The following is a 3937-nucleotide window of genomic DNA, read 5'->3' on the forward strand; positions in this document are numbered from 1 at the left end:
TAACAAGCTGAAAATTCAGCGGCTAAATTTTTCAATTCTTCGACTGATAATCCAATGATTGCTTTACATAAACGATTATCTCGTAACAGCCGCTCTTTGTTGATCATTTCAAACCTTTATTCTCTAAGTTAAACCTCTTTTTATTCTCAATAGCGTGACAAAAAATGCAAGTCTCTATTCAGCAACTAGTTTTTTGTTGCATTTCGTTTGGGAATTGGCGATAGGGTTAGGAGCACTACTTAATCGCATACTGGGTGTGCCGACTTACGCTGAAAGGCGTTTAGGTTTACGTAACTGCTCTATTTCAAAGGTAGATTTTCAGGAAACGCCTTGGTTGGCCAATGGCTGGGTAGTAGAAACCGCAGGGGATATCTCTCATTTAGTTGAGCCAGCGTTAGATGAACAGCAAATTTAACTATACTAATAATTAAATAATGTAAGAATAATTTTGCCAAGGGAAATATTCCCTTGGATTTGATTAGGGAGTCACTATTATAATCAATTCGTTTTAGCTGGTGGAAGACGTTCTTTTAATCGGCACAAAATAATCAAATGAGACCATATGGTTTTCTGGATTATTGTAGTTACATTCAGGATTATTAGGATCTTTCAGCTGATAATGTTCTATATCGTGTCCAGCGCGACGGGTTAGATTGAGATTAGGCATATAAACACCATAAATCATATATAAAAACTGTTGTAGATCACTTTTTGTTGGTTTTCCGTCAAAAGTAAAGCGGGCATAATCACCGCCTTCGATGATAACTGAATGGTATAAATTATTTTCATTATCAGCATATTGCGGTTCGACTGCAGTGATATATGAAACCGTTTGTTCATCATCCTTTTCTGAGCTATGCACGACACGATATAATCCATAAACTTCATTAGGTATAATTTTTGTTTTCTCTTGATAATGTTGCCAGAAATGTTGGCGCATTTCAGCGCAGGCAGTAGACCATTTTTCTAATATATATGAGCAAGTTTGTTCTATTCCCATTAAATGTTTCGGTGGTAGTGTGACAAAGGATACATTAGGTAATTTTTGTTTTTCTAGAGTGATTGGTGGTTGCATACCTGTAGCACACCATTGTTCACTGCGACGATAGAGAGCTGGTGTAATGCCAAATTGTTTTTTAAACGCACGAGTAAAGGTTTGCTGTGAATCAAAACGGTATTGCAGTGCAATATCAAGAATTGGCCGACTAGTTAGCCTAAGAGCAACAGCCGCACGGGAAAGCCGGCGAGCACGGATATAAGAGCCAATAGCTTGCTGAGTAATGTTTTTAAACATCCGCTGTAAATGCCATTTTGAATAACCAGCTTTAGCTGCGACGTTATCGAGAAATAGCGGTTGATCTAGATGTGTGTCTATCCAATACAGTAAATCGCGGATAATATTGCTTTGATCCATAGAAGTACCTGGTTTAAATAATCACCTATAAATAGTATAAAGACTTTATAATAAACGTCCATTTAATACTAAATTGCTTTATATAGCTATTTTATTATCTTTATGGATATTAATAATGTAAAAATAATTTTATTATTTAACGAGTGTTATTAAGGAAAATTGATATCATGCGAAATTTATCAAAATTACTATCTATTTTAATAATATTTTTTCTACCAAATTCAATATTAGCAGAAGAAATCGGTTCTGTTGATACGGTATTTAAACTTTTTGGTCCTGATAATAAAATTGTTATTGAAGCATTTGACGATCCGGATATTAATAATATAACTTGTTATCTGAGTCGAGCAAAAACAGGCGGTATTAAAGGAGGTCTCTGCCTGGCAGAAGATACTGCTGATTCGGCAATTTCTTGTCAACAGGTTGGGCCAATAATTATAGATGACAAAATTAAATTAAATAATAAAAAGGGGCAAGTTGTTTTTCAAAAACGTACTTCGTTGATTTTCAAAAAACTACAAGTAGTACGTTTCTACGATAAACAACGGAATGCACTTATTTAACTTATTCAGACAAAATAATTGATGGATCGCCTAAAAATGCTATTAGTGCTGTGCCAATTATGCCATGGCATTAATATATTTATTAACCCCCCCAACACCTAAATTAAAGGGGTTTAATATGTTATATTTATTCTTCAATATCACCACAGAAGCGATAACCTTCACCATGGATGGTGGCAATAATTTCTGGTGTATCAACTATCGATTCAAAGTGTTTACGAATACGGCGGATAGTCACATCAACAGTTCTATCGTGGGGTTTTAATTCACGTCCGGTCATTTTTTTCAATAGTTCTGCACGTGTTTGAATTTTGCCTGTATTTTCACAAAAATGTAACATAGCTCTGAATTCACTACGTGGTAATTTATATTGATCACCAATCGGGCTGACTAAAGAGCGACTGTTAATATCCAGTTCCCAGCCATTAAATTTATAACTTTCTACCTGGCGGCGTTCACCACTGATTTGGCAAAGATTCATTGTGCGCGAAAGTAAATTTCGGGCACGAATTGTTAATTCGCGAGGGTTGAAAGGCTTAGTTATATAATCATCAGCCCCAATTTCTAATCCTAATATCTTATCAACTTCATTATCACGCCCAGTAAGAAACATCAGCGCAACATGAGCTTGCTCACGTAATTCGCGCGCAAGTAGCAGACCATTTTTGCCTGGCAAATTAATATCCATAATGACCAGGTTAATATCATTATCAGATAAAATATTGTGCATTTCGGCTCCATCAGTAGCTTCATGTACAATATAGCCTTCTGCTTCGAAAATGCTTTTTAAGGTATTGCGTGTGACAATCTCGTCTTCAACAATCAAAATATGTGGGGTTTGCATATGTGCTACCTAACTCTCTACAATATAAATTACCAGATTTACACACTAATGTTTCAAGAGCATGCTTTCTCTAATTTCGTTTTATAATACTAATGAAAGCTTAGCGAATATCATTAAAGTTCATATAATTTTTTTGTAACAAAAAAACAATTATGCCGAACCTAAAAGAAATTTACTAAACAATTCTTTTCTCATTTTATGTTAACAGCAATATAACAGCTAAAAGGCTATTTACCACCTAAAAAAATGACTTTTGTTGATACACGTCAAAATCGAAATAAAGCTATTATAAAGATTATTACTTAAATTATATAATTTTTTGTGTCATAAAATATTGTATTTAAATTAAAATAGGCACTAATGTAATTTATATGAAAAATATAAACGCCAAGCTTCATATTATTATTTATCTGTTAACATACAAGCGTTGCTGATTGTAAATAGATAAAAATTCTCATTTATTCGGTTATGTTTGTTTTTTTATCTGCTTAAAGTGAAATGTATTCTATTGGTAATAGTTACTTAACAAAGAAATGAATATGTTTAATTAGTTTTAGTAATTAAAGAACAAATTATTTGACTTTGCATTAAAATTGTTTTAACCAGTATATAGCTAAATATTTTTTAATAGAAACTTAGGACAGTGATGCGTAAGACCAGCTTCAATACCACCATTATTAACACTACCGTAACCATTGGTTATGGGGCGGGCTGACGCATAACTAAAATCAAAATCGAACATAAAGCCCGCATCCAAGCAAATGATGCGGGTTTTTTTTAACGCAATTTCAGGAGGAAAAAAACCAGTGCGTGTGCTCAAATTTGGTGGAACGTCGGTTGCTAATGATAATAAAATGCTCAACGTTGCTAATATAGTCGCGGATAAATTTACACAAGGGCCGGTGGCTTTAGTTTTGTCGGCACCAGCGAGGATCACGGATTATCTTGTTGCTATAAACTAGTTGCTGAATAGAGACTTGCATTTTTTGTCACGCTATTGAGAATAAAAAGAGGTTTAACTTAGAGAATAAAGGTTTGAAATGATCAACAAAGAGCGGCTGTTACGAGATAATCGTTTATGTAAAGCAATCATTGGATTATCAGTCGAAGAATTGA

The 3937-nt window shown here is 34.1% G+C and carries 3 protein-coding genes, 3 pseudogenes and 1 other annotated feature; of the genes and pseudogenes, 4 read left to right on the forward strand and 2 right to left on the reverse strand.

Annotated elements, in window-relative coordinates; genetic code table 11:
- Positions 1–226: 226 nt before the first annotated feature.
- Positions 227–415, forward strand: a pseudogene (locus CBG25_RS15530) (phosphoglycerate mutase); the annotation flags it as partial.
- Positions 416–508: 93 nt separating this feature from the next.
- On the opposite strand, the gene robA reads toward CBG25_RS15530, so the two are convergent.
- Positions 509–1414: an MDR efflux pump AcrAB transcriptional activator RobA gene (gene robA, locus CBG25_RS15535; RefSeq protein WP_290607787.1), complete on the reverse strand. Its 906-nt coding sequence runs from the start codon at positions 1412–1414 to the stop codon at positions 509–511.
- Positions 1415–1581: 167 nt separating this feature from the next.
- Between robA and creA the strand changes: the two are divergent.
- Positions 1582–2051, forward strand: a pseudogene (gene creA / locus CBG25_RS15540) (protein CreA).
- Positions 2052–2104: 53 nt separating this feature from the next.
- On the opposite strand, the gene arcA reads toward creA, so the two are convergent.
- Entirely contained in the window at positions 2105–2821 is a 717-nt protein-coding gene (arcA, locus tag CBG25_RS15545) for a two-component system response regulator ArcA (protein WP_290607788.1), read from the reverse strand.
- A 646-nt stretch (positions 2822–3467) separates the two neighbouring features.
- Here arcA and CBG25_RS21505 point away from each other — a divergent pair.
- Together CBG25_RS21505 and CBG25_RS21510 are read left to right on the forward strand one after the other, a co-directional pair.
- Entirely contained in the window at positions 3468–3536 is a 69-nt protein-coding gene (locus CBG25_RS21505) for a thr operon leader peptide (RefSeq protein WP_366212794.1), read from the forward strand.
- Positions 3475–3602: a sequence feature (Thr leader region), on the forward strand. (Overlaps the previous gene by 62 nt.)
- A gap of 25 nt (positions 3603–3627) precedes the next feature.
- Positions 3628–3777: pseudogene (locus CBG25_RS21510) on the forward strand (hypothetical protein); the annotation flags it as partial.
- Positions 3778–3937 lie beyond the last annotated feature (160 nt).

Origin of the sequence: Arsenophonus sp. ENCA (genome assembly GCF_002287155.1) — a bacterium.
Taxonomy (GTDB): domain Bacteria; phylum Pseudomonadota; class Gammaproteobacteria; order Enterobacterales; family Enterobacteriaceae; genus Arsenophonus; species Arsenophonus nilaparvatae.